Source organism: Ectothiorhodospira shaposhnikovii, assembly GCF_022227765.1.
In the GTDB taxonomy this organism is placed as follows: domain Bacteria; phylum Pseudomonadota; class Gammaproteobacteria; order Ectothiorhodospirales; family Ectothiorhodospiraceae; genus Ectothiorhodospira.
Map to the genome: position 1 here is coordinate 224,314 of NZ_JAJMLZ010000001.1, position 21,434 is coordinate 245,747.

The 21,434-nt window shown below is 63.1% G+C and carries 18 protein-coding genes and 7 tRNA genes; all 25 read left to right on the forward strand.

The annotated features are described in order from the left end of the window. Positions 1 to 12: 12 nt before the first annotated feature. The 25 genes from LQD11_RS01060 to LQD11_RS01180 all read left to right on the forward strand — a co-directional run bounded on the left by LQD11_RS01060 (position 13) and on the right by LQD11_RS01180 (position 21,328). Positions 13 to 1,164: a radical SAM protein gene (locus LQD11_RS01060; RefSeq protein WP_008932753.1), complete on the forward strand. Its 1,152-nt coding sequence runs from the start codon at positions 13 to 15 to the stop codon at positions 1,162 to 1,164. 62 nt (positions 1,165 to 1,226) lie between these two features. After that, positions 1,227 to 2,333: a lipoate--protein ligase family protein gene (locus LQD11_RS01065; RefSeq protein WP_238615861.1), complete on the forward strand. Its 1,107-nt coding sequence runs from the start codon at positions 1,227 to 1,229 to the stop codon at positions 2,331 to 2,333. Continuing rightward, entirely contained in the window at positions 2,320 to 3,432 is a 1,113-nt protein-coding gene (locus LQD11_RS01070; RefSeq protein WP_238615862.1) for a geranylgeranyl reductase family protein, read from the forward strand. The genes LQD11_RS01065 and LQD11_RS01070 overlap by 14 nt, the downstream gene beginning before the upstream one ends. Further along, positions 3,429 to 4,580, forward strand: a complete 1,152-nt coding sequence (locus tag LQD11_RS01075; RefSeq protein ID WP_238615863.1) for a radical SAM protein — start codon at positions 3,429 to 3,431, stop codon at positions 4,578 to 4,580. The genes LQD11_RS01070 and LQD11_RS01075 overlap by 4 nt, the downstream gene beginning before the upstream one ends. Before the next feature lie 32 nt (positions 4,581 to 4,612). Next, complete coding sequence (locus LQD11_RS01080) at positions 4,613 to 4,981, forward strand: hypothetical protein (RefSeq protein WP_238615864.1); 369 nt, start codon at positions 4,613 to 4,615, stop codon at positions 4,979 to 4,981. A 10-nt stretch (positions 4,982 to 4,991) separates the two neighbouring features. Continuing rightward, positions 4,992 to 5,381 (forward strand): beta/alpha barrel domain-containing protein, encoded by a 390-nt coding sequence (locus LQD11_RS01085; RefSeq protein ID WP_238615865.1) that lies wholly within the window; start codon positions 4,992 to 4,994, stop codon positions 5,379 to 5,381. Positions 5,382 to 5,433: 52 nt separating this feature from the next. Continuing rightward, positions 5,434 to 6,594 carry an aldo/keto reductase gene (locus tag LQD11_RS01090; protein ID WP_238615866.1) on the forward strand — a complete coding sequence of 387 codons (1,161 nt, stop codon included), beginning with the start codon at positions 5,434 to 5,436 and terminating at the stop codon, positions 6,592 to 6,594. 152 nt (positions 6,595 to 6,746) lie between these two features. Beyond that, positions 6,747 to 8,462, forward strand: coding sequence for an acetolactate synthase 3 large subunit (locus tag LQD11_RS01095; protein WP_238615867.1), 1,716 nt, complete (start codon positions 6,747 to 6,749; stop codon positions 8,460 to 8,462). Positions 8,463 to 8,469: 7 nt separating this feature from the next. Beyond that, entirely contained in the window at positions 8,470 to 8,964 is a 495-nt protein-coding gene (gene ilvN, locus LQD11_RS01100; protein ID WP_238615868.1) for an acetolactate synthase small subunit, read from the forward strand. 57 nt (positions 8,965 to 9,021) lie between these two features. Then, entirely contained in the window at positions 9,022 to 10,038 is a 1,017-nt protein-coding gene (ilvC, locus tag LQD11_RS01105; RefSeq protein ID WP_238615869.1) for a ketol-acid reductoisomerase, read from the forward strand. 110 nt (positions 10,039 to 10,148) lie between these two features. Next, on the forward strand, positions 10,149 to 10,784 hold the full coding sequence (locus tag LQD11_RS01110; RefSeq protein ID WP_238615870.1) for a phosphatidylserine decarboxylase: 636 nt from the start codon (positions 10,149 to 10,151) through the stop codon (positions 10,782 to 10,784). After that, positions 10,784 to 11,548, forward strand: coding sequence for a CDP-diacylglycerol--serine O-phosphatidyltransferase (gene pssA / locus LQD11_RS01115; RefSeq protein ID WP_238615871.1), 765 nt, complete (start codon positions 10,784 to 10,786; stop codon positions 11,546 to 11,548). The genes LQD11_RS01110 and pssA overlap by 1 nt, the downstream gene beginning before the upstream one ends. A 99-nt stretch (positions 11,549 to 11,647) precedes the next feature. Continuing rightward, positions 11,648 to 11,724 (forward strand) — tRNA-Pro (locus tag LQD11_RS01120). A 27-nt stretch (positions 11,725 to 11,751) separates the two neighbouring features. Next, positions 11,752 to 11,828 (forward strand) — tRNA-Arg (locus LQD11_RS01125). 34 nt (positions 11,829 to 11,862) lie between these two features. Next, positions 11,863 to 11,938: transfer RNA gene (locus tag LQD11_RS01130), tRNA-His, on the forward strand. A gap of 75 nt (positions 11,939 to 12,013) precedes the next feature. Continuing rightward, positions 12,014 to 12,089: transfer RNA gene (locus LQD11_RS01135), tRNA-Lys, on the forward strand. Between the two features lie 121 nt (positions 12,090 to 12,210). Then, positions 12,211 to 12,295 (forward strand) — tRNA-Leu (locus LQD11_RS01140). A gap of 163 nt (positions 12,296 to 12,458) precedes the next feature. Next, the gene (tig, locus tag LQD11_RS01145; protein ID WP_238615872.1) at positions 12,459 to 13,769 is read left to right on the forward strand and encodes a trigger factor; all 1,311 of its coding nucleotides are present in this window, start codon (positions 12,459 to 12,461) and stop codon (positions 13,767 to 13,769) included. After that, positions 13,770 to 14,420: an ATP-dependent Clp endopeptidase proteolytic subunit ClpP gene (gene clpP, locus LQD11_RS01150; RefSeq protein WP_238615873.1), complete on the forward strand. Its 651-nt coding sequence runs from the start codon at positions 13,770 to 13,772 to the stop codon at positions 14,418 to 14,420. 104 nt (positions 14,421 to 14,524) lie between these two features. Next, entirely contained in the window at positions 14,525 to 15,799 is a 1,275-nt protein-coding gene (gene clpX / locus LQD11_RS01155; RefSeq protein WP_238615874.1) for an ATP-dependent Clp protease ATP-binding subunit ClpX, read from the forward strand. A gap of 281 nt (positions 15,800 to 16,080) precedes the next feature. Further along, positions 16,081 to 18,522 (forward strand): endopeptidase La, encoded by a 2,442-nt coding sequence (gene lon / locus LQD11_RS01160; RefSeq protein ID WP_238615875.1) that lies wholly within the window; start codon positions 16,081 to 16,083, stop codon positions 18,520 to 18,522. Positions 18,523 to 18,859: 337 nt separating this feature from the next. Next, positions 18,860 to 19,132, forward strand: coding sequence for an HU family DNA-binding protein (locus LQD11_RS01165; protein WP_238615876.1), 273 nt, complete (start codon positions 18,860 to 18,862; stop codon positions 19,130 to 19,132). 12 nt (positions 19,133 to 19,144) lie between these two features. Then, positions 19,145 to 19,220: transfer RNA gene (locus tag LQD11_RS01170), tRNA-Val, on the forward strand. A 21-nt stretch (positions 19,221 to 19,241) separates the two neighbouring features. Then, a tRNA-Asp gene (locus tag LQD11_RS01175) sits at positions 19,242 to 19,318 on the forward strand. Between the two features lie 117 nt (positions 19,319 to 19,435). Continuing rightward, positions 19,436 to 21,328 (forward strand): SurA N-terminal domain-containing protein, encoded by a 1,893-nt coding sequence (locus LQD11_RS01180; RefSeq protein ID WP_238615877.1) that lies wholly within the window; start codon positions 19,436 to 19,438, stop codon positions 21,326 to 21,328. Positions 21,329 to 21,434: the final 106 nt, after the last annotated feature.

The window sequence follows — 21,434 nt, forward strand, 5'->3', positions numbered from 1 at the left end:
GCAAGGATTCCCATGACCGACTGGTACCCGCTGGCCGCCCGTATCGAGGCCCTGGAAGATCTGCCCCTGAATCCCGATCTGGTGCGTCGTTTCCAGGCCCGGCATCCGGCCGATGGGTTGGCCTCGGATGCCCGGATCGATTTCTACACCCCCAGCTTCAAGTCCTACCAGACCACCGAGATCAGCCGCTGCGCCGGCCATGCCTGGCCCGCGGTGTCCATCACCGGTGCCGACTGCAAGCTGCAGTGCGATCACTGCAAGGCCAAGTTGCTGGAACCCATGATCCCCGCCCGTTCTCCCGACGCCCTGTGGGCACTGGTGAACCGGCTGGTGGAGGCGGGAGGGCAGGGCATGCTGCTGACCGGCGGCTCCAACCACCGCAACGAGGTGGAGTACGGCCCCTATTACGACACCATTCGCCGCATCAAGGATGAATTTCCCCAATTTCGCATCGCGCTGCACACGGCCCTGGTGGACGAGGATGCCGCCCGCTGCATGGCCGAGTCGGGCATCGATGCCGCCATGATGGATGTGATCGGTGCCCAGGAAACCATCACCCAGGTCTACCACCTGCGACGCAGGGTGGAGGATTTCGAGGCCACCCTGGAGCACTTGGTGAAGACCCCCATGAAGGTGGTGCCTCATATCGTCATGGGGCTGCATTACGGACGCTTTCTGGGGGAGTGGCATGCCCTGGACATGCTCCGGCGTCATACCCCCGATGCGGTGGTGCTGGTGGTGGTGATGCCGTTTCATGCCAATCCGAAACGGCCTTTCGAGACGCCGGATCCGGATGCGGTGGGTCGATTTTTCCTGGATGCCCGTCAGGCCCTGCCGGGGACACCGCTGCTGCTGGGGTGTGCCCGTCCCCCGGGCGAGGTGAAGGCCATGATCGACAGTTATGCAGTGATGGCGGGCATCAACGGGCTGGCCCATCCGGCCGAAGGCACCGTGGAGCTGGCGGCCCGCCTGGGATACCGGGTCCGCGTCATCCCCTCCTGCTGTTCCATGGCCGTGGGCGAGGAGGTGCTGGGGGATGAACGGGCCGGTCTGGAATTGGACCTGGAGGCCATCCTTGAGGATGAGCGTCGGCGCCGGATGCCCCGCGGGCTGGCCGGCATCCCCGTCGTCGCCCAGGCACCGGCCGCCATGGCGCGCTCATGATCCCAAGCCACTCTCCCCGGGGTGAGGGGGGACATCAAGGTCATGCAATGGGAGTTGGAGTGATGTCGGAAAAGATCAATCTCAGAGTCCTGGACACCGGTCTGCGCCGGGCGGCCGAGAACATGGCCTTGAACCGGACCCTGCTGGAATGTCATCAGGCGGGAGACAGTCCCCATACCCTGCGCTTTCTGCGCTTTACGCCCTGCGCCCTGGTGGGGTTCCATCAGAACGTGGAGCAGGAGTTGCGGGTCGATCACTGCCGGGTCGAGGGCATCGACATCCAGCGGCGCATCACCGGCGGTGGTGCCATCTATTTCGATCCGGGTCAGATCGGCTGGGAACTGTACGTGGATCGCCGTTTTCTGGGCACCGCCGACATGGGGGAGATAGCCCGCCACATCTGCGAGGCCGCGGCGGACGGCATCCGTCGTCTGGGCGTGGATGCCCGCTACCGTCCCCGCAACGACATCGAGGTGGACGGCCGCAAGATCTCCGGCACCGGCGGGGCCTTCGACGGCAACTCCATCATGTATCAGGGCACCCTGCTCATCGACTTCGACGTGGAACGCATGCTGAGGGTGTTGCGCATCCCGGCGGAAAAACTCTCCGACAAGGCCATTGCCTCGGCCCGGGAGCGGGTGACGAACCTGCGGGAGCTGCTGGGCGAGCCGCCGCCCCTGGCGCGGGTCCAGTCCGCCTTGGCCGAAGCCTTTGCCGAGGCCTTCCAGGTGGATCTGGTACCGGCGGATGACCTGAACCCACGGGAGCAGACCCATTTTGCCCAGGCCCTGGCGGAGATCGACAGCGAAGACTGGGTCTACCAGCGTCATCGCCCGGCGGGGGGCATGCCCCTGCTGGAGGCGGTGCATCGCTGTCCGGGCGGCCTCATGCGGGCCGGGGTGATGCTGGACGAGGCCCGGGACATCATCCGCCAGGTCTGGATCACCGGTGACTTCTTCATGAATCCCCGCCGCATGCTGGTGGATCTGGAGGCGTCCCTCAAGGAGACGCCGGTGGCGGAGCTGGAAGCGAACATTCATCGTTTCTTCGACGCCTACCGGGTGGAGATGCTGATGCTCTCCCGGGAGGACTTCCTGCAGGTCCTGCGCAAGGCCCTGGACTCCCGTGACCCGGCATCGACAAGGGCGGGGACCCATGCCGCCGGTTGACGTGCTGGTGGTGGGGCTGGGGCCCGGTGGCGGCAGCGCCGCCCGGATCGCGGCCGAGGGCGGTGTCCGGGTACTGGCGGTGGACCGTCGGGCCGTGGTGGGGGAGCCGGTGCAGTGTGCCGAGTTCATCCCCCTGCCCATGGGGCGTCATGCCCGGGATGCGTCGGTGTACTGCCAGCCCATCACCGGCATGACCACCTATCTGCCCTCGGGCATGCGTCACGACAGTGACTTTCCCGGGATCATGATTCACCGCGCGGCCTTTGACCGGGCCATCGCCCGGCGGGCCGAACAGGCCGGCGCCGGACTCTGGACCGGCGCGACCCTGGTGGGGCTGGACCCGGCGGCGCGGGTGGCCCGGATCCGGCGCGGGAAGGAAACCCATGGCGTCACTTACCGGGTGCTGGTGGCGGCGGATGGCCCCCATTCTCCGGTGGCGGCCCATCTGGGGCTGCCGGCCCTGGCCACGGTACAGACCCGGCAGTACACCGTGCCGCTGCTCAAGGCCCATCAGGAGACGGACATCTGGCTGTCCAGGGACTATCCCGGGGGTTATGCCTGGCTCTTTCCCAAGGGGACGGAAGCCAATCTGGGCCTGGGGATCGACAAGCGCCTGGCTCCGGATCTCAAGGCGCCCCTGGATGCCCTGCATCGGACGCTGGTGCGGGAAGGGCGGGTCGGGCCGGAGATACTGCGTCGTACCGGTGGGGCCATTCCCGTGGGCGGCATGCGCGAGGCCCTGGTCCATGGGGCGGTGCTGTTCGTGGGCGATGCGGCGGGCCTGACCCATCCGATCACCGGCGGCGGCATCGCCCCGGCGGTGATCTCCGGCGAGCGGGCCGGGGCGGCGGCGTTGGCCTGCCTGCGGGGCGAGGACGGGGCCCTGGCCGAGTATGACGAGGAGATCCGCGACCTCTATCAGCCCGGCCTGGACCGGGCCGTGATCCGGCGGCGGGAACTGATCGCCGCCTGGCGGGCATCGGCACTGGATCAGGACGCCCCCCACCGTCGTGGCTGGATCGCCTTTCCGGAATATTTGCAGGCCGCGAATCAGGCACACATACACGCACAGACCTCCGAGGAGCGGACACTCACATGAGCACTCTCGCCGATACCCGGGACATCCCGGTCAACTTCTATCGTCCCGATCCCTACCTCCGGACGCCCAGGATGCGTTCCCCGGAATACGTGCAGATGTCCACCGCCGCCGCCATCACCCTGGGGCTGGTCAAGGGCTGGATGCACCGTACCGGCTGTACCCATTGTCTCAATCTGCTGGTGACCTATCCGGAAGGCTGCCGGGCCAATTGCAGTTATTGCGGCCTTGCCCGGCATCGGGAGGAGTCCCGCGACTATGCCGACCGCAACTTCATCCGGGTGGACTGGCCCACGGCCCGTTACGATGACGTGATCGAGCGCATCCGCAACGGAGCCGATCAGGGACGCTTCGAACGCATGTGCATTTCCATGATCACCCACCCGGATTCGGACGAGGACACCGCGATCCTGCTGGAAAAATGGGTGAAGGCGGTGCCCCACATCCCGGCCTCCATCCTGTCCAATCCCACCACCATGGACCGTACCGATCTGGTGCGGTTGCGGGACATCGGTGCCCAGATCTTCACCGTGGCCCTGGACGCCGTCACGCCCGGGGTCTTCGAGCGCACCCGGGGCGCCGCGGTGGACAGCCCCCATCGCTGGGACACCTACTGGCGGGCCCTGGAGTGGGCCGCCGAGATCTACGGCCCCGAGCGTTTCGGTGCCCATCTCATCTGCGGCATGGGGGAGACGGAGCAGGAGATGCTGGCGGTCTGTCAGCGCATCCGTGACATGGGTGGGCACAATCATCTGTTTGCCTTCTTCCCGGAACAGGGTTCCCTGATGGAGGACTGGTCGCCGGTGCCCCGGGACCAGTGGCGGCGGGTGCAGCTGGCCCGTTTCCTGATCGACTACCGCGGGGTGCGGGTGCAGGACATGCGCTTCAATGGGCAGGGGCAGGTGACCGATTTCGGCCTGGATCGGCAGGAACTGGAGGCCCTGATTGCTTCCGGACGCCCGTTCCAGACCTCCGGTTGCCCCGGGCATTCCGACGACGAGATCTCGGCCTGCAACCGTCCCTACGGGGATTCGAGTCCCACGGACATCATGTCCTTCCCGTTTGCCCTGTCGGATCGGGATGTGGCATTCGTGCGCCGCCAGATGGCCGGCGAGGACATCGGTACCTTTGACCACGACGGCGAGGCTTGACCTTTTCTGGAATAAGTCTAGAGTTAAAGCTTATGAAAGAAGTCAGGATTGACCGGGTCAGTGATATCCGCAACGAGCTCAACCGTTACCGGAAGGGCAAGAAGTTCGATATCCGCCAGTTCAATCAGGTGGCACGCCTGGCCTGGTTGGGCAAGGTGGTGATGCAACCCCTGGACCCGGACGACAAGGATTGCGAATCCTTCCTGCTCTATGTGGAAGCGCCCGACCCTCTGACGGCACACTGCCTTGAGCCGGATGAGGATCTGGTGGGGCGGATGCACATCGTCGATGGTCAACAGGCCCTGGCCCTGGTCCAGATCCTCAAACTGGGGATGGAGGAACGGGTCAGGCTATACGAGGAGCTGGCGCACAGTGATTTCTACTTCAGGCACTTTTCGTGAACAGTCAGGCATGAACCGACCCACCATTCAATCCCGTCTGGATCGCAGGTTCATCGTCATGACATCCCGGGAGTCACTGCTGTCCGACCTGGACATGGTGGCCCCCATCGGCTGGACCCGTGTGGTGGCCACGGATCTGGCGGAACTGGGCGACTGGAACGACATCCTGCTGCACCGCTTTGTGCTGCTGGACCTGGATGAGGACGGTACGTTCGATCCCCTGGACGTGATCCGGACCCTGCGGATGGAGTATCAGATCAACATCCCGGTATTCTGCTTCGGCGGGAACGAGGACCTGCAGGATCAGATGCGCCTGGCACGGGCAGACCGTTTCTTTACCCGGGACGAGATGCTGGACATGCTGCCCAGGTTCTTCGAGCAATACGGCTGGGGCGGGTAGGGGTCAATCACCCCACTCAGGTGTGCTCCCGTACATCCCCAGACGGAGGTCCATGAACCAGACGCCATTGATCCCGGGGCATGCCACCCAGCCAGGCACGGTTGCGTATGCCCGGCTTCACGCCCCCGCCGACACGGCGGAGGGGCATTTCAGCGAGTTTCCCCATGAGCGCCTGAGGCTTTCCAGTCTGGGTGTCGGTACGTTCGGCGGAGCGCCCGATCCGCTGGGAGATGCGGCCATTGCCGCGGTGGTGGCCCGGGCCCTGACCCGCGGCGTCAACGTGATCGACACGGCGGCCCATTACCGTTACGGCCGTTCCCTGGCCGCCGTCGGTGCCGGGGTGCGCACGGCCCTGGCCGCCGGCGTGCCCCGGGAGGCCCTGTTCCTGATCTCCAAGGGCGGTTTTCTGACCTGGCGGGGTGGGCCGCCCCGGGACCGGGATGCCTGGTTTGCGGCGGAGATCGAGGCACAGGGGCTGGGTACCCGGGCGCTGCTGGCCAAGGGCGGGCACTTGCTCACGCCCGAATACCTGAATTATCAGCTGGAGCTGTCCCGTCATCTCATGGGGGTGGCAACCCTGGATGCCTTTTTGGTGGATCAGCCGGAAGTGCACATCCCCGAGTGCGGCAAGGAGGAAACCCACCGGCGACTGGAGGCGGTCTTTGTCATGCTGGAGCGGGCGGTGGCCGAAGGGCGTATCCGCTGTTACGGCATCAGTACCTTCGAGGCCTTGCGGGTGGAGACGGATGCGCCGCTGTTTCAGTCCATGACGGCGCTGGTGGGGCTGGCGCAGCGGGCTGCGTCCACGGTCACCGGAGATGCCGGGGCCGGCCATCATTTCCGGGTGGTGTCCATGCCCTTCAATCAGGTGATGCCGGAGGGCTTCACCCGTTTCAATACGGCCACGGGGCAGGGCAACGTGGCGTCACCGGTGCAGGCGGCCCATCAGCTCAAGGTTTACATGCTGGCCTCTCATGCCCTGCTCAAGGGGCATCTGGCGGGACAGTCGGTGGCGGTGGTGGCGGAGCGCTTCGGGGATTTGCCCAATCCGGCCCAGCGGGCGCTGCAGTTCTGTCGTTCCACCCCGGGGATCGGCACCACCCTGGTGGGGATCAGTTCGCCCGGGCATCTGGAGGATGTGCTGGCCGTGGCGTGCCGGCCGGTGATGCCCCGGCAGGCCTATCTGGGGATGTACCAGCGTGCCGATGTATGAGGTCCGGGTAATCATGGGGGCCGGCCTGCCGGCGAATAGATGAAATTCATGCCCCGACATATTATGATCGAGCCTTTTCCCCTTCGTTCCGCGGGCAAACCCCACCTTGGGCTGTTCCGGGACGGAGTCAGCCCATAGCAGGCAAGCTTCTTATGCAGCAGGAGACCAAGACCGTGGAATTGACCGGTGCCGAAATTTTCGTCCGCTGTCTGCAGGAGGAAGGTGCTGATCTGATATTCGGGTACCCCGGCGGCTCCGTACTTCACATCTACGACGCCCTGTACCGGCAGGATAAGGTCAAGCACATCCTCGTGCGACATGAACAAGGGGCGGTGCATGCCGCCGAAGGTTTCGCCAAGTCCACCGGCAAGCCCGGCGTGGTTCTGGTGACTTCCGGTCCCGGCGCCACCAATGCCGTCACCGGCATTGCCGATGCCTACATGGATTCCGTGCCCATGGTGGTCTTCACCGGCCAGGTGCCCACCAGCCTGATCGGCAACGATGCCTTCCAGGAAGTGGATACCGTGGGTATCACCCGTCCCTGCGTGAAGCACAACTTCCTGGTCAAGGATGTCAAGGATCTGGCCACCACCATCAAGAAGGCCTTTTACGTGGCCACCACCGGTCGCCCGGGTCCCGTGGTGGTGGACATCCCCAAGGACATCACCGCCGCCCGTTGCGAGTTCAGCTATCCCAAGAGCATCAAAATGCGCTCCTACAACCCCACGGTGAAGGGGCACTCCGGGCAGATCCGCAAGGCGGTGGACCTGATCCTGTCCGCAAAACAGCCCATGCTCTATACCGGCGGCGGCGTGATCCTGGGCAATGCGGCCAAGTCTCTGACCGAACTGACCCGTCTGCTGAACTACCCCATTACCAACACTCTCATGGGTCTGGGTGGCTATCCGGCCTCCGATCGCCAGTTCCTGGGCATGCTGGGCATGCACGGCACCTACGAGGCCAACATGGCCATGCATCATGCCGACGTGCTCATTGCCATCGGCGCCCGCTTCGATGACCGGGTGACCGGCAACATCGAGAAATTCTGCCCCCATGCCCGCATCGTCCATGTGGACGTGGACCCGGCCTCCATTTCCAAGAACGTGAAGGTGGACGTGCCCATCGTGGGACAGGTGGACCCGGTACTCAAGGCCATGATCAAGGAGATCAAGGCCGGCGAGGCCCGGCCCGATCAGGAGGCCCTGGCCAAGTGGTGGAAGCAGATCGACGAATGGCGGGCCATGGACTGCCTCAAGTACGACAAGACCAGCGAGCTGATCAAGCCCCAGCACGTGCTGGAGACCCTCTGGCGCCTGACCAAGGGCGATGCCTTCGTCTGTTCCGACGTGGGTCAGCACCAGATGTGGACGGCCCAGTTCTACGGCTTTGACAAGCCCAATCGCTGGATCAACTCCGGCGGCCTTGGCACCATGGGCTTCGGTCTGCCGGCAGCCATCGGCACCCAGATCGCCCATCCGGACGAGACCGTGGTCTGCGTCACCGGCGAGGCCAGCATCCAGATGTGCATCCAGGAGCTGTCCACCGCCCTGCAGTACCATCTGCCCATCAAGGTGGTGGCCCTGAACAACCGCTACATGGGCATGGTGCGCCAGTGGCAGGAATTCTTCTATCAGGGGCGCTATGCCATGTCCTACATGGATGCGCTACCCGATTTCGTGCAGCTGGCGGAGGCCTACGGCCACGTGGGCATGCGCATCGAACAGCCGGGTGACGTGGAAGGCGCCATCCAGGAGGCCCTGAAGATGAAGGATCGCCTGGTGTTCATGGACTTCGTCACCGACCAGAGCGAGAACGTCTATCCCATGGTTCCGGCCGGTGCGGGCCAGAACGAAATGATCCTCCTGTGATGCGACCATGAGACACATAATCTCAATCCTGATGGAAAACGAGTCCGGCGCCCTCTCCCGGGTGGCCGGACTGTTCTCGGCCCGTGGCTACAATATCGAGTCCCTCACCGTGGCCCCCACCGAGGACCCGACCCTGTCCCGTCTCACCCTGGTGACCCGGGGGTCGGACGAGGTGATCGAGCAGATCACCAAGCAGCTCAACAAGCTGGTGGACGTGGTCAAGCTGCTGGACCTGACCGAGCATCGACACATCGAACGCGAGATGATGATGGTGAAGCTCAAGGTCCAGGACGGTGAACAGCGGGCCGAGGTCGTGCGCATGACCGAGATCTTTCGCGGCCACATCATCGATGTGAGCAACACCACCTATGTGGTGGAGCTGACCGGCGACAGCCCCAAGCTGGATGCCTTCATCGACGCGGTACGCGGTTTCGAGGTGGTTGAAGTGGTACGCTCCGGCGTCATGGGCATTGCCCGCGGCGACGTGGCCCTCAGGCTTTGATCCCATTTTTCTTCATCTGAACCTTTACTCCTTATCCGTATTTCGGGGATACCTACCATGCAGGTCTATTACGACAAAGACGCCGATCTCTCCATCATCCAGGGGATGAAGGTGGCCATCATCGGCTACGGCTCCCAGGGCCACGCCCACGCCAACAACCTCAAGGATTCCGGTGTCGACGTGACCGTGGGCTTGCGCCCCGGCTCGATCTCCGCCAAGAAGGCCGAAGATGCCGGCCTGAACGTCAAGAACATCGAAGTGGCGGTCAAGAACGCCGACCTGGTGATGATCCTGGCACCCGACGAGCACCAGGCCGCCCTCTACCGGGATCTGGTGGAGCCCAACCTGAAGGAAGGCGGTGCCCTGGCCTTCGCCCATGGTTTCAACGTCCATTTCGAGCAGATCCAGCCCCGTGAGGATCTGGACGTGATCATGATCGCGCCCAAGGGTCCCGGCCATCTGGTGCGCTCCACCTACAAGCAGGGCGGCGGCGTGCCCAGCCTGATCGCCGTCTACCAGGACGCCAGCGGTCGTGCCCGTGATATCGCCCTGTCCTATGCCTCCGCCAATGGCGGTGGCCGCGCCGGCGTGATCGAGACCACCTTCAAGGACGAGACCGAAACCGACCTGTTCGGTGAGCAGGCCGTGCTCTGCGGTGGCGCCTCCGCCCTGGTTCAGGCCGGTTTCGAAACCCTGGTGGAAGCCGGCTATCCGCCGGAAATGGCCTACTTCGAGTGTCTGCATGAACTCAAGCTGATCGTCGATCTGATGTACGAGGGCGGCATCGCCGACATGCGCTACTCCATCTCCAATACGGCGGAGTACGGTGACATCACCCGCGGCCCCCGCGTGGTCAACGAGCAGACCAAGGAAGAGATGCGCAAGATCCTGCGCGAGATCCAGACCGGTGACTTCGCCCGCGAATTCATCCTGGAAAGTGCTTCCGGCAATGCCAAGCTCAAGGCCAGCCGTCGCATCGCCCGCGAGCATCCCATCGAGGTGGTGGGCTCCCGTCTGCGTGACATGATGCCCTGGATCAAGGCCAACAAGATCGTGGACAAGTCCAAGAACTGATCTTTGCCGGTGTTGTGATGACGGGGGCTGCGCCAGGCGCAGCCCCCGTCGTGTGTGTCATCCGGCTCGAGGCGACCATGCCCTTCGAGCCTGTCGTACGGGATACATCCATGCTTCCCATCGCTCCGGAAGGACGTCCCTATCTGGCGCAGGTCGCCGTCCTGGTGGCTCTTGCACACTTTTTTCTCGGCGTCTGGGCCTTGCCGACCTGGTTGTTGCTGATCGCCGCCCTGGTGATGTTCCGCGACATGCCGCGCAAGACCCCGCCCAATCCGTTGGCGGTGGTCAGTCCCGTGGATGCGGTGGTGACCGAGGTGCGGGAATGTCATGATCCGTTCCTGGATCGTCGGACCACCCGTGTTACCCTGCAGCAGCGCCGTTTCGGCGAGTTCAATGTCCACAGTCCGATAGAGGGCAAGTTCCAGCAGTACTGGGCGGGTGGCGAGGGTCAGGAAGTGGCGGAGACCGAGGGTCGTTTCGCCATCTGGCTGCAGACCGACGAGAAGGAGGACGTGGTACTGGCCACGGACCGTCGGCGCTGGCCCCATCGCCTGAGTATCCTGGTGCATGCCGGCGAGCGGCTGGGGCAGGGCAGGCGCTGCGGGTTTCTGGGTTTCTGGCGCCCGGTGGAACTCTATCTGCCCGATAATGCCAGAGTGGACGTGAAGCCCGGTCAGACGGTTCTGGCGGGGGTCAATGTCATTGCCACCTTGCTGCACAAGAAAGAGCCGACGGGAGGCTCATGATGATGGAGTCGCAGCCCGAACATCCCAAGGGGCGCAAGGGGATTTATCTCCTGCCCAACCTGTTCACCACGGCGGCCCTGTTCGCCGGGTTTTTCGCCATCATGGCGGCCATCAACGGGGACTTCATCGCGGCAGCGGTGTCGGTCTTCATCGCCATGGTGCTCGATGGCGTGGATGGAAGGGTGGCGCGACTGACCAACACCCAAAGTGCCTTCGGGGCCGAGTATGACTCCCTGGCGGACATGGTCTCCTTCGGGGTGGCGCCGGCAGTGGTCATGTATCTGTGGGTGTTGAACGGGCTTGGCCAGCTGGGGCTGGTGGCCGCTTTCTTCTATACCGCCGCCGCGGCCCTGCGCCTGGCCCGTTTCAATACCAAATTGGGGGTGGCGGACAAGCGGTTTTTCCAGGGCTTGCCCAGTCCCGCCTCCGCCGCCGTCATGATGGGGCTGGTCTGGGTCTGGAACGATCTGGAGTTTTCCGGCGCCGGGATCATGTTGCCCGCGCTGCTGGTCACCGTCCTGTGCGGGGCGGCCATGGTGAGCAATCTCACCTATTTCAGTTTCAAGGACATGGATTTTCGCCATCGGGTCCCCTTTTTCGTGGTCATCGCGGTGGTGCTGGCGGTGATGCTCACGGCCATCGATCCGCCGAAGGTGCTGTGGGTCGGGTTTGTGGTCTACGCGCTGTCGGGACCCGCGCTGATGCTGTTCCGCTGGCGGCGCAAGCGTCTGCAGCGGACCACTTCCGAGGAGGGGGAGGGCTGACCCGATTCGGGTGAAATATGGGATTGACGATGGTGTCGGATATGCGTACTATGTGCGCCTTCGGCATCGCCGTCGACTGCTTGCGATGCTCGGGAAATCCGGGGTATAGCGCAGTCTGGTAGCGCGCCTGCTTTGGGAGCAGGATGTCGGGGGTTCGAATCCCTCTACCCCGACCATTTGAACCGCCGGGCGGTGTGATTCAGGCGCCTGTAGCTCAACCGGATAGAGCATCGGCCTTCTAAGCCGAGGGTTGCAGGTTCGAGTCCTGCCGGGCGCGCCAATTTGGTTTGATGTGATAGTAGTGCTGTTTTATGGTGGCCGTAGCTCAGATGGTAGAGTCCCGGATTGTGATTCCGGTTGTCGCGGGTTCGAGCCCCGTCGGCCACCCCATTTTGACAGGGAAGATCGTGCAGGCATTCTCAGGATGCCCCGCCAGGGAGAGTTGAGGCGAGAAGTCGTGTTCCCGGGCCGTTAGCTCAATTGGTAGAGCAGTGGACTCTTAATCCATTGGTTGTAGGTTCGATTCCTACACGGCCCACCAATTTGTCCGGATATGCAGGAGGCCCGACGATTGTCGGGCCTTTTTGCATTGTGGGGCAGGGTTATGAAGCGGCGGGCGTGCCTGTATAATGCCCTGCTACGTCCGGCAATGACGGTGTTTGGCGAAAGTGGCGGAACTGGTAGACGCGCTGGATTTAGGTTCCAGTGGGGTAACCCGTGAGAGTTCGAGTCTCTCCTTTCGCACCATGTTCAAGCCATCGGCAATGCGTGTCCGGCAGACACACCCTCAGGGATTCGGCGATTGGCCGGGTGGCATGAAGGGCGCACGCACGGTGCCCTCGGGTCCCGGGTCTTGCCAAGTCCAAGAATTCTGAAATAGACGCGAACGACGCGAAGAGGTTTTCAGTCCATGCAAGTATCAGTGGAGTCCTTGAGCAGCCTGGAACGGCGCATGACGGTTCAGGTGCCTGCCGAGCGGATTCAGGAAGAAGTGGATCGTCGTCTCAAATCCCTGGTGAAGCGGGTGAAGATTGATGGCTTCCGCCCCGGCAAGGTGCCGCTCAAGGTGGTCCAGCAGCGCTATGGCGACGGGGTCTACCAGGAAGTTCTGGGTGAACTGATGCAGTCCTCCTACCAGGACGCCCTGAACCAGGAAAGCCTGATTCCCGCTGGTCCGCCGGACATCGAACCCAAGTCCGTCGAAGCCGGTCAGGCGCTCGAATACGTGGCCGTGTTCGAGGTCTTCCCCGACGTGGTGCCCGCCGACATGAGCGGTGTGGAGATCAGCCGTCCCCAGGTGGAGATCACCGATGCCGACGTGGACAAGGTGATCGAGTCCCTGCGCAAGCAGCGCCGCCAGTGGTCCGACGTGGCGCGTGAGTCGGCCAAGGGCGACCGCATCGTCATCGACTTCATCGGCACCCTGGACGGCGAGGCCTTTGAGGGCGGTAGCGCCGAGGATGCCAATCTGGAGTTGGGCGAAGGCCGCATGATTCCCGGCTTCGAAGAACAGTTGGAAGGGCTCAAGGCCGGTGATCAGAAGACCATTTCCGTGACCTTCCCAGAAGATTACCCGGCCGAGCATCTGGCCGGTCGTCCGGCTGAGTTTGCCGTCACGGTCAAGGCCGTGCAGGAATCCGTGCTGCCCGAGGTCAATGACGAATTCGCCAAGGATTTCGGCGTCGAGGACGGCGGCGTGGAAAAACTGCGCGAAGAAGTGCGCAAGAACATGGGCCGAGAGATGGAACAGGCGGTCAAGGCCAAGGTCAAAGATCAGGTGATGCAGGCACTGTTCGATCGCAATGCGGTGGATCTGCCCAAGGCGGTGGTGAAGGACGAGATCGACCGTCTGCGGGAGCAGGCCATTTCCCGCTTCGGTCGCAGTGCCCAGGGCGTGCCGGATCTGGCGGATGAGCTGTTCGAGGAAGAGGCCCGTCGCCGGGTGGCCCTGGGGCTGGTGATTCGCGAGATCATCCGTCGCGATGAAATCCGCGTGGATCAGGCCCGTGTCACGGCAGAACTGGAAGCCATGTCCGCCGGTTATGAAGACCCGGAACAGGTGATGAAGTACTATCGTAACAACAAGCAGGCCATGAGCGGCCTGGAAGCCATGGTTCTTGAGCAGCAGGTGGTGGAGCGGGTGCTGGAACAGTGCCAGGTCAAGGATGAGTCCATCAGCTTCGACCGTCTCATGAACCCGTCGCAGGAGACCGAGGCCTAAATGAGCGATCGTGGGTTTGCAGCAGCGGGCGGTGCCCTGGATACCCGGGCACTGAATCTGGTCCCCATGGTGGTCGAACAGACCGCCCGGGGGGAGCGTGCATACGACATCTATTCCCGACTCCTCAAGGAGCGGGTGATCTTCGTCGTGGGTCCGGTGGAGGACTACATGGCGAATGTAATCGTGGCGCAGCTTCTGTTCCTGGAGTCTGAAAACCCCGACAAGGACATCAGCCTCTACATCAACTCCCCCGGCGGTGTGGTCACCGCCGGGTTGGCCATCTACGACACCATGCAGTTCATCAAACCCGATGTCAGCACCCTGTGCATCGGTCAGGCGGCCAGCATGGGTGCCGTTCTGCTGGCCGGTGGGGCCGCGGGCAAGCGCTACTGCCTGCCCCATTCCCGGGTGATGATTCATCAGCCCCTGGGTGGTTTCCAGGGTCAGGCGACGGATATCGATATCCATGCCCGTGAGATCCTCAAGGTGCGTGACCAGCTCAACGGCATCCTCTCAAAGCACACCGGCCAGCCGGTGGAGCGTATCGAGCAGGATACCGAGCGCGACCGCTTCCTGAGCGCCACCGACGCCCAGGAATACGGCATCATCGACAAGGTTCTGGAGAGCCGGAGTCTGCTCCAGGGTTCCTGATCCGGAAGGTTCCGGACGACAGGAAAACCGCGTCCGGTTGCGGCTTGCATCTTGTCCCGAAAAGGGGCAAGGTGTAACCGAATGGTATTACTTGAGGTCCGCTCATGAGCGACAAGAAAGGCAAGGATTCGGACAGCGGCAAACTGCTTTACTGTTCCTTCTGCGGCAAGAGCCAGCACGAAGTGCGCAAGCTGATCGCCGGTCCGTCGGTGTTCATCTGCGATGAGTGCGTGGAGCTGTGCAACGACATCATCCGCGAGGAGATGCAGGAACAGGGCGCCGTGGCAGGCAGCAAGTTGCCTCGTCCTCATGAAATCAAGCAGATCCTGGATGAATACGTCATCGGTCAGGAGCGGGCCAAGAAGATCCTGTCCGTGGCGGTGTACAACCACTACAAGCGCCTGGAAGCCCGCGGGGGCAAGGACGACGTGGAACTGGCCAAGAGCAACATCCTGCTCATCGGTCCCACCGGTTCCGGCAAGACCCTGCTGGCCGAGACTCTGGCACGCCTGCTGAACGTGCCCTTCACCATCGCCGACGCCACCACCCTCACCGAGGCGGGTTACGTGGGCGAGGACGTGGAGAACATCATCCAGAAGCTGCTGCAGAAGTGCGACTACGATGTGGAAAAGGCCCAGACCGGCATCGTCTACATTGATGAGATCGACAAGATCTCCCGCAAGTCCGACAACCCCTCCATCACCCGGGATGTCTCCGGTGAGGGCGTGCAGCAGGCCCTGCTCAAGCTGATCGAGGGCACGGTTGCCTCGGTCCCGCCCCAGGGTGGTCGCAAGCATCCCCAGCAGGAATTCCTGCAGGTGGATACCCGCAACATCCTCTTCATCGTGGGGGGTGCCTTTGCCGGCCTGGAGAAGGTCATCCGGGATCGTACCGAAAAGGGCGGCATCGGTTTCTCCGCCGAGGTCAAGAGCCGGGACAGTGGCCAGTCCTCCACTCAGCTGTTGTTCGGCGTGGAGCCGGAAGACCTGATCAAGTTCGGTCTGATCCCCGAATTCGTCGGTCGTCTGCCTCTGGTGGCCACCCTGGAGGAACTGGACGAAGCGGCCTTGGTGCGTATTCTCACCGAGCCCAAGAACGCCCTGACCAAACAGTATCGCAAGCTGTTCGACATGGAAGGCGTGGAGATCGAGTTCCGGGAAGACGCCCTGCGCGCCGTGGCACGCAAGGCCATGGAACGCAAGACCGGTGCCCGTGGTCTGCGGACCATCCTGGAGCAGGTATTGCTGGACACCATGTACGAGATTCCTTCGGTGGAAGGCGTTTCCAAGGTGGTGATCGACGACGCCGTGATCATGGGCGACGCCAATCCCTACTTGATTTACGAAAACTCCGATTATCAGAAGGCCGCTTCGGACTGAATGCCTGCCGCTTGCCGGGATGCGTCCCGACCACGAGGTCGCGGGGCGTGTCACGGATCGTGACGCAGTGCCATGCCCGTGACGGGCATGGCACTGCGTATTTGCTCACCTGTCCTGACTGTTTATCCCTCCCTTTATCCGATTTGCAGCCTTTTTGTCTCCCGGCGCCTTGATTTCCCCGGGAACATACCCATCAAATAGGTCATGGCGGATTGCCAATCCCGGGCCGGTCCCGGTCTTGGTGGAATCTATCACCAAATCCTTATTGAGAGACGAACACCATGGATAATGATCAAAAACCCCAGGCAGCCATGGATGACCCGATCCAGACCGTCCCGGTGCTGCCCCTGCGTGATGTGGTGGTGTATCCCCACATGGTCATCCCTCTGTTCGTCGGTCGGGAGAAATCCATCCGGGCGCTGGATACGGCCATGGCCAGCAACAAGCAGATCCTGTTGGTGGCCCAGAAGAGCGCCGAGGTGGATGAACCTTCCGCGGCGGAAATCCACCGCGTGGGCACCCTGTCTTCCATCCTGCAGTTGCTCAAGCTGCCCGACGGTACCATCAAGGTGCTGGTGGAGGGTTCCGAGCGCGCCCGTGTGATCGAACTGGTGGATGCCGAGGAACACTTCACCGCCCAGATCACCCGCGTGGCACAGTTGCCGGGCGGGGATGAGCGGGAGATGGAAGTGCTGACCCGGTCGGTCCTGAACCTGTTCGATCAGTACGTGAAGCTGAACAAGAAGATCCCGCCGGAGATCCTTACCTCCCTGGCCGGCATTGATGACGCGGCCCGGCTGGCGGATACCATCGCCGCCCACATGTCCCTGAAGATCGAGGAAAAGCAGAAGATCCTCGAGATCGATGACGTGCGTGCCCGTCTGGAGCATCTCATGTCCATGATCGAGGGCGAGATCGACATCCTGCAGATCGAGAAGCGCATCCGCGGCCGCGTGAAGCAGCAGATGGAGAAGAGCCAGCGGGAGTATTACCTCAATGAGCAGATGAAGGCGATCCAGAAGGAGCTGGGCGACATGGAGGACGCACCCAACGAGCTGGAGGAGCTGCAGCGGCGCATCGACGGCGCCGGCATGCCCAAGGAGGCCAAGCAGAAGGCCCAGAACGAGCTCAACAAGCTCAAGATGATGTCCCCCATGTCCGCCGAGGCCACCGTGGTGCGAAACTACGTGGAATGGCTGGCCAACATGCCCTGGAAGAAGCGCAGCAAGGTGCGCAACGACCTGGCCGAGGCCCAGCGGGTGCTGGACGAGGACCACTACGGTCTGGAAAAGGTCAAGGAGCGCATTCTGGAATACCTGGCCGTGCAGCAGCGGGTGCGCAAGCTCAAGGGACCGATCCTGTGCCTGGTGGGACCGCCGGGGGTGGGCAAGACCTCCCTGGGCCGCTCCATCGCCCGGGCCACCAATCGCAAGTTCACCCGCATGTCCCTGGGCGGGGTCCGTGACGAGGCCGAGATCCGGGGCCATCGTCGGACCTATATCGGGGCGCTCCCCGGCAAGATCGTGCAGAACCTGTCCAAGGTGGGGACGCGCAATCCCCTGTTCCTGCTGGACGAGATCGACAAGATGGCCATGGATTTCCGGGGCGATCCCGCCTCGGCCCTGCTGGAGGTGCTGGATCCGGAACAGAACAGTACCTTCGCCGATCATTACCTGGAGGTGGATTTTGACCTCTCGGATACCATGTTCGTGGCCACGGCCAACAGCCTGAACATCCCCGGACCCTTGCTGGACCGCATGGAGGTCATTCGACTGCCCGGTTATACCGAGGACGAAAAGACCAGCATCGCCCAGAGCTACCTGCTGCCCAAGCAGATGAAGAACAATGGTCTCAAGGAGGGCGAGCTGGTGGTCACCGAGGCCAGCATCCGCGACATCATTCGCTTCTACACCCGGGAGGCGGGGGTGCGTAATCTGGAACGGGAGATTTCCAAGATCTGCCGCAAGGTGGTCAAGGAGCACCTGCTCAAGGGCACCGAGCGCAAGACCCAGGTCACGCCGAAGAATCTGGACAAGTACCTGGGCGTGCGTCGTTTCCGCTATGGTCTGGCGGAGGAGCACGACCAGGTGGGGCAGGTGACCGGTCTGGCCTGGACCGAGGTGGGGGGCGAACTCCTGACCATCGAGGCGGCGGTGGTGCCCGGCAAGGGCAAGTGCCTGCATACCGGCAAGCTGGGCGACGTGATGCAGGAGTCGATTCAGGCGGCCATGACCGTGGTGCGCAGCCGTTGCCGCACCCTGGGCATTGCCGAGGATTTCTACGAGAAGAAGGATATCCACATCCACGTGCCGGAAGGGGCGACACCCAAGGATGGTCCCAGCGCCGGTATCGGCATGTGCACCGCCATCGTGTCGGCCCTGTCGGGCATTCCGGTGCGATCCGATGTGGCCATGACCGGGGAAATCACCCTGCGCGGTGAAGTCCTGCCCATCGGCGGTCTCAAGGAGAAACTGCTGGCGGCTCACCGGGGGGGGATCGAGACGGTGGTCATTCCCAAGGAAAACGAGAAGGACCTGGTGGATATCCCCAAGAACATCAAGAGCAAGTTGGATATCCGTGCCGTGCGCTGGATTGACGAGGTCCTGGCCATTGCTCTCAAGGAGCGCCCGGCCGCCGATGAGGCGGGTGACAAGCCGGAAAAGCCCGAGGTGGTCTCCAAGGGATCGGAGGAGGCCACCCAGCGGGGAGTGCCCCATCACTGATGCGCCCTTTCCGATGCTGACGGGCGGGGCAAACGCACCATGAAACGCGGCGGCCGGAAGGGGTGTTCTTCCGGTCGCCGGTTCGTGCCCGGCCTTGCCGGCAGTGCCGTCCGTCGCCTGTTTCAGCCCCTCATGAAGGCTTGTTGACAGGTCTGAAATCCACTTGGTATAAAGTCCGCGTTCTTGTCGCAGCACTCATAACTATACCTAGAACCTTTCATTGCCCGAGTCATGGCGCCGACCACGAGAGTCAGGCGCATCCGTATGTGTTTTTCTCCAGACTCGCGCGACTCTCACACCACTTCTCCACCCTCTGCCCAAGCGAAGGTAAAACTGAATGAATAAATCCGAACTGATTGACGCCGTAGCCAGCTCCGCCGATCTTCCCAAGGCAGCGGCTGCGCGCGCGGTGGATTCCATGATCGACGTGATTTCTGCCACCCTGCGTCAGGGTGACCAGGTGACGATCGTCGGATTCGGGACCTTCCTGGTGCGCAAGCGTGAAGCCCGTAGCGGCCGCAACCCCCGCACCGGCGAGACCATCGAGATCGCGGCTTCCAATGTTCCCAGTTTCAAGGCTGGTAAAGCGCTGAAGGATGCTGTAAACTAGCGTGCTTTAGATGGGTGCTTAGCTCAGCTGGTAGAGCGTCGCCCTTACAAGGCGAATGTCGGGGGTTCGATCCCCTCAGCACCCACCAAGGTTCTTTACAGCAGTATCTGGAGCGGTAGTTCAGTTGGTTAGAATACCGGCCTGTCACGCCGGGGGTCGCGGGTTCGAGTCCCGTCCGCTCCGCCATCTATCGAAAGGGTGCCCCAGGGCACCCTTTTTTGTTGTCCTGTCTTTGCCTGTCCGCCCCGCTTATCCGGTATCATGACGGTCATTTTCCCAATGGCAGATGGATAGCTTGTTCCCATGCTCCTGAAAATTCGTGATAAAGCCAGCGGCTGGCTGGCCTATGCGATCATCATCATGATCGCCATTCCCTTCGCCCTCTGGGGTGTGCATGAATACTTCGGCGGCGGCGCCCGCCTGGTGGCCGTGGAAGTGAACGGGGTGGAGATCACCACCCGGGCCTTCCAGCGGGAGGTACAGCAGCAAAGACAGCAGGTGGCCCAGTTCTTCGGTGGACGCCTGCCGCCGGAACTGGTGGATGACGAGCGTCTGCGTGAAAATGCCCTGCAGACCCTGATTCGCCGTGAACTGATGCAGCAGGCGGTGGATGCCCAGGGCTTTAGGGTCAGTCAGCAGGCCGTGGCCCGTGAACTGGCCGGTTTCGAGGCATTCCAGCGGGACGGGGTCTTTGACCCGGTCCGGTATACCCAGCTGCTGGAAGCCCAGCGCATCAGCCGTGGTGCCTTCGAGCAGGATGTGGCCCTGGGGCTGTTGATGGAGCAGTTCGAGGGTGGGGTCAGGATTTCCGCCTTCGTGACCGATGCCGAGGTGCGCGAATACCTGCGTCTGCGGGATCAGGAACGGGAGCTGAGCTATTTCGTCATCCCGGCGGCGGAATATGCTGCCGGCGTGGAGATCGGCGACGCAGACATCCAGGCCTACTACGCTGCCCATGGGGACCGTTTCCGGACGCCGGAACGGGTGCGACTGGAGTATCTGGTGCTGGATCTGGAGCAGCTGGAATCCCGCATCACCCCCACCGAGTCCGAGTTGCGTCGCCATTATCAGCAGCAGATCGACCGTTTCACGACCCCCGAGGAGCGCCGTGCCGCCCATATCCTGGTCCGGGTCGGCGCCGATGCCGATGCCGATGCCGATGCGGTGGCCGATGCCCGGGCCCGTGCCCAGGCCCTGCGCGCCCGGGTGACCGGTGGCGAGGACTTTGCCCAGGTGGCGGCGGATGCCTCCGAGGACCGCCTGACCGCGGAGCGGGGCGGGGATCTGGGTTATGTCCAGCGAGGTGATTTGGGGCCGGCCCTGGACGGGGTGCTGTTCACCCAGTCCGTCGGTGACCTGAGTCAGCCGGTGCGAACCAGCGAAGGCTTTCATCTGATTCTGCTGACCGATATCGAGCGGGCCTATGCGGAACCGTTCGAGGATGTGCGTGAGCAGGTGGCGGAGGAGCTGCGCGCCCGTCAGGTGGAATCCCGTCAGATCGAGTTGATGGAACGCCTGCTCACCGAAAGCTATGAGCACCCCCGCAGCCTGGATGCCGCGGCCGATGCCACGGGCCTTGAAATCCGCCGCTCCGACTGGATCACCCGTGATCAGGGGCCGGGGCTGGGTAGCTTCCCCATGGTGCGCCGGGCCGCCTTCAGCCAGGAGGTGCTGCGGGAGGGACGTAATAGTGATGTGATCGATCTGCCCGATGGCCGTTCCGCCGTGGTACGGGTCCTGGAGCATGAACCGGCGGCCCCGCGTGCCCTGGCCGAGGTCGCGGATGACATCCGCGCGCTGATCCGGCGAGAGCAGTCCGGCCGTTTGGCCCGGGAGGCCGGCGAGGCGGTGCTGGAGGCCTTGCGTGGCGGCGAGGCATTGGCCGTGGCGGTGGCAGGGTTGCCGGGCAGTCTGGAGCAGCAGCGGACCATTACCCGGGACAGCACCGAGGTGCCGGGCGGGGTCATCACGGCGGCCTTTGGCCTGTCGGCCTCGGGCTCGGCGGGTGTGGCGCTGGACAGTGGGGATTATGCCCTGGTGAAGCTGCACGGGGTGAGGGATGTGGAGCCGAGCCGTGTCGAGCTGGCCCGTGCCCGGAGTCACCTGGAAGGGCTCTATGGAGCGCTGGATTTCGAGGCCGTGCTCAATGCCATGGAGGCCGCGGCCAAGATCAAGATTTATCGCGACAACCTGTAATGCCTCAATGACGAGGTCCCTGTGGAAGGGACCTCGTGGGAGCGGACCCGCCCGCGTCGGTTCTGCTCGGGAAACTTGTGGGCCCCGGTGCAATCTCTATACTCTG

Excerpts from the sequence above, each read along its gene's own strand:
- LQD11_RS01095 (WP_238615867.1), top strand. The coding sequence starts at position 6,747 with ATGCAGCAGGAGACCAAGACCGTGGAATTGACCGGTGCCGAAATTTTC.
- tig (WP_238615872.1), top strand. The coding sequence starts at position 12,459 with ATGCAAGTATCAGTGGAGTCCTTGAGCAGCCTGGAACGGCGCATGACG.
- LQD11_RS01180 (WP_238615877.1), top strand. The coding sequence starts at position 19,436 with ATGCTCCTGAAAATTCGTGATAAAGCCAGCGGCTGGCTGGCCTATGCG.
- pssA (WP_238615871.1), top strand. The coding sequence starts at position 10,784 with ATGATGGAGTCGCAGCCCGAACATCCCAAGGGGCGCAAGGGGATTTAT.
- clpX (WP_238615874.1), top strand. The coding sequence starts at position 14,525 with ATGAGCGACAAGAAAGGCAAGGATTCGGACAGCGGCAAACTGCTTTAC.
- LQD11_RS01075 (WP_238615863.1), top strand. The coding sequence starts at position 3,429 with ATGAGCACTCTCGCCGATACCCGGGACATCCCGGTCAACTTCTATCGT.
- lon (WP_238615875.1), top strand. The coding sequence starts at position 16,081 with ATGGATAATGATCAAAAACCCCAGGCAGCCATGGATGACCCGATCCAG.
- LQD11_RS01085 (WP_238615865.1), top strand. The coding sequence starts at position 4,992 with ATGAACCGACCCACCATTCAATCCCGTCTGGATCGCAGGTTCATCGTC.
- LQD11_RS01110 (WP_238615870.1), top strand. The coding sequence starts at position 10,149 with ATGCTTCCCATCGCTCCGGAAGGACGTCCCTATCTGGCGCAGGTCGCC.
- ilvN (WP_238615868.1), top strand. The coding sequence starts at position 8,470 with ATGAGACACATAATCTCAATCCTGATGGAAAACGAGTCCGGCGCCCTC.
- LQD11_RS01070 (WP_238615862.1), top strand. The coding sequence starts at position 2,320 with ATGCCGCCGGTTGACGTGCTGGTGGTGGGGCTGGGGCCCGGTGGCGGC.
- LQD11_RS01080 (WP_238615864.1), top strand. The coding sequence starts at position 4,613 with ATGAAAGAAGTCAGGATTGACCGGGTCAGTGATATCCGCAACGAGCTC.
- LQD11_RS01060 (WP_008932753.1), top strand. The coding sequence starts at position 13 with ATGACCGACTGGTACCCGCTGGCCGCCCGTATCGAGGCCCTGGAAGAT.
- LQD11_RS01165 (WP_238615876.1), top strand. The coding sequence starts at position 18,860 with ATGAATAAATCCGAACTGATTGACGCCGTAGCCAGCTCCGCCGATCTT.
- ilvC (WP_238615869.1), top strand. The coding sequence starts at position 9,022 with ATGCAGGTCTATTACGACAAAGACGCCGATCTCTCCATCATCCAGGGG.
- clpP (WP_238615873.1), top strand. The coding sequence starts at position 13,770 with ATGAGCGATCGTGGGTTTGCAGCAGCGGGCGGTGCCCTGGATACCCGG.
- LQD11_RS01090 (WP_238615866.1), top strand. The coding sequence starts at position 5,434 with ATGAACCAGACGCCATTGATCCCGGGGCATGCCACCCAGCCAGGCACG.
- LQD11_RS01065 (WP_238615861.1), top strand. The coding sequence starts at position 1,227 with ATGTCGGAAAAGATCAATCTCAGAGTCCTGGACACCGGTCTGCGCCGG.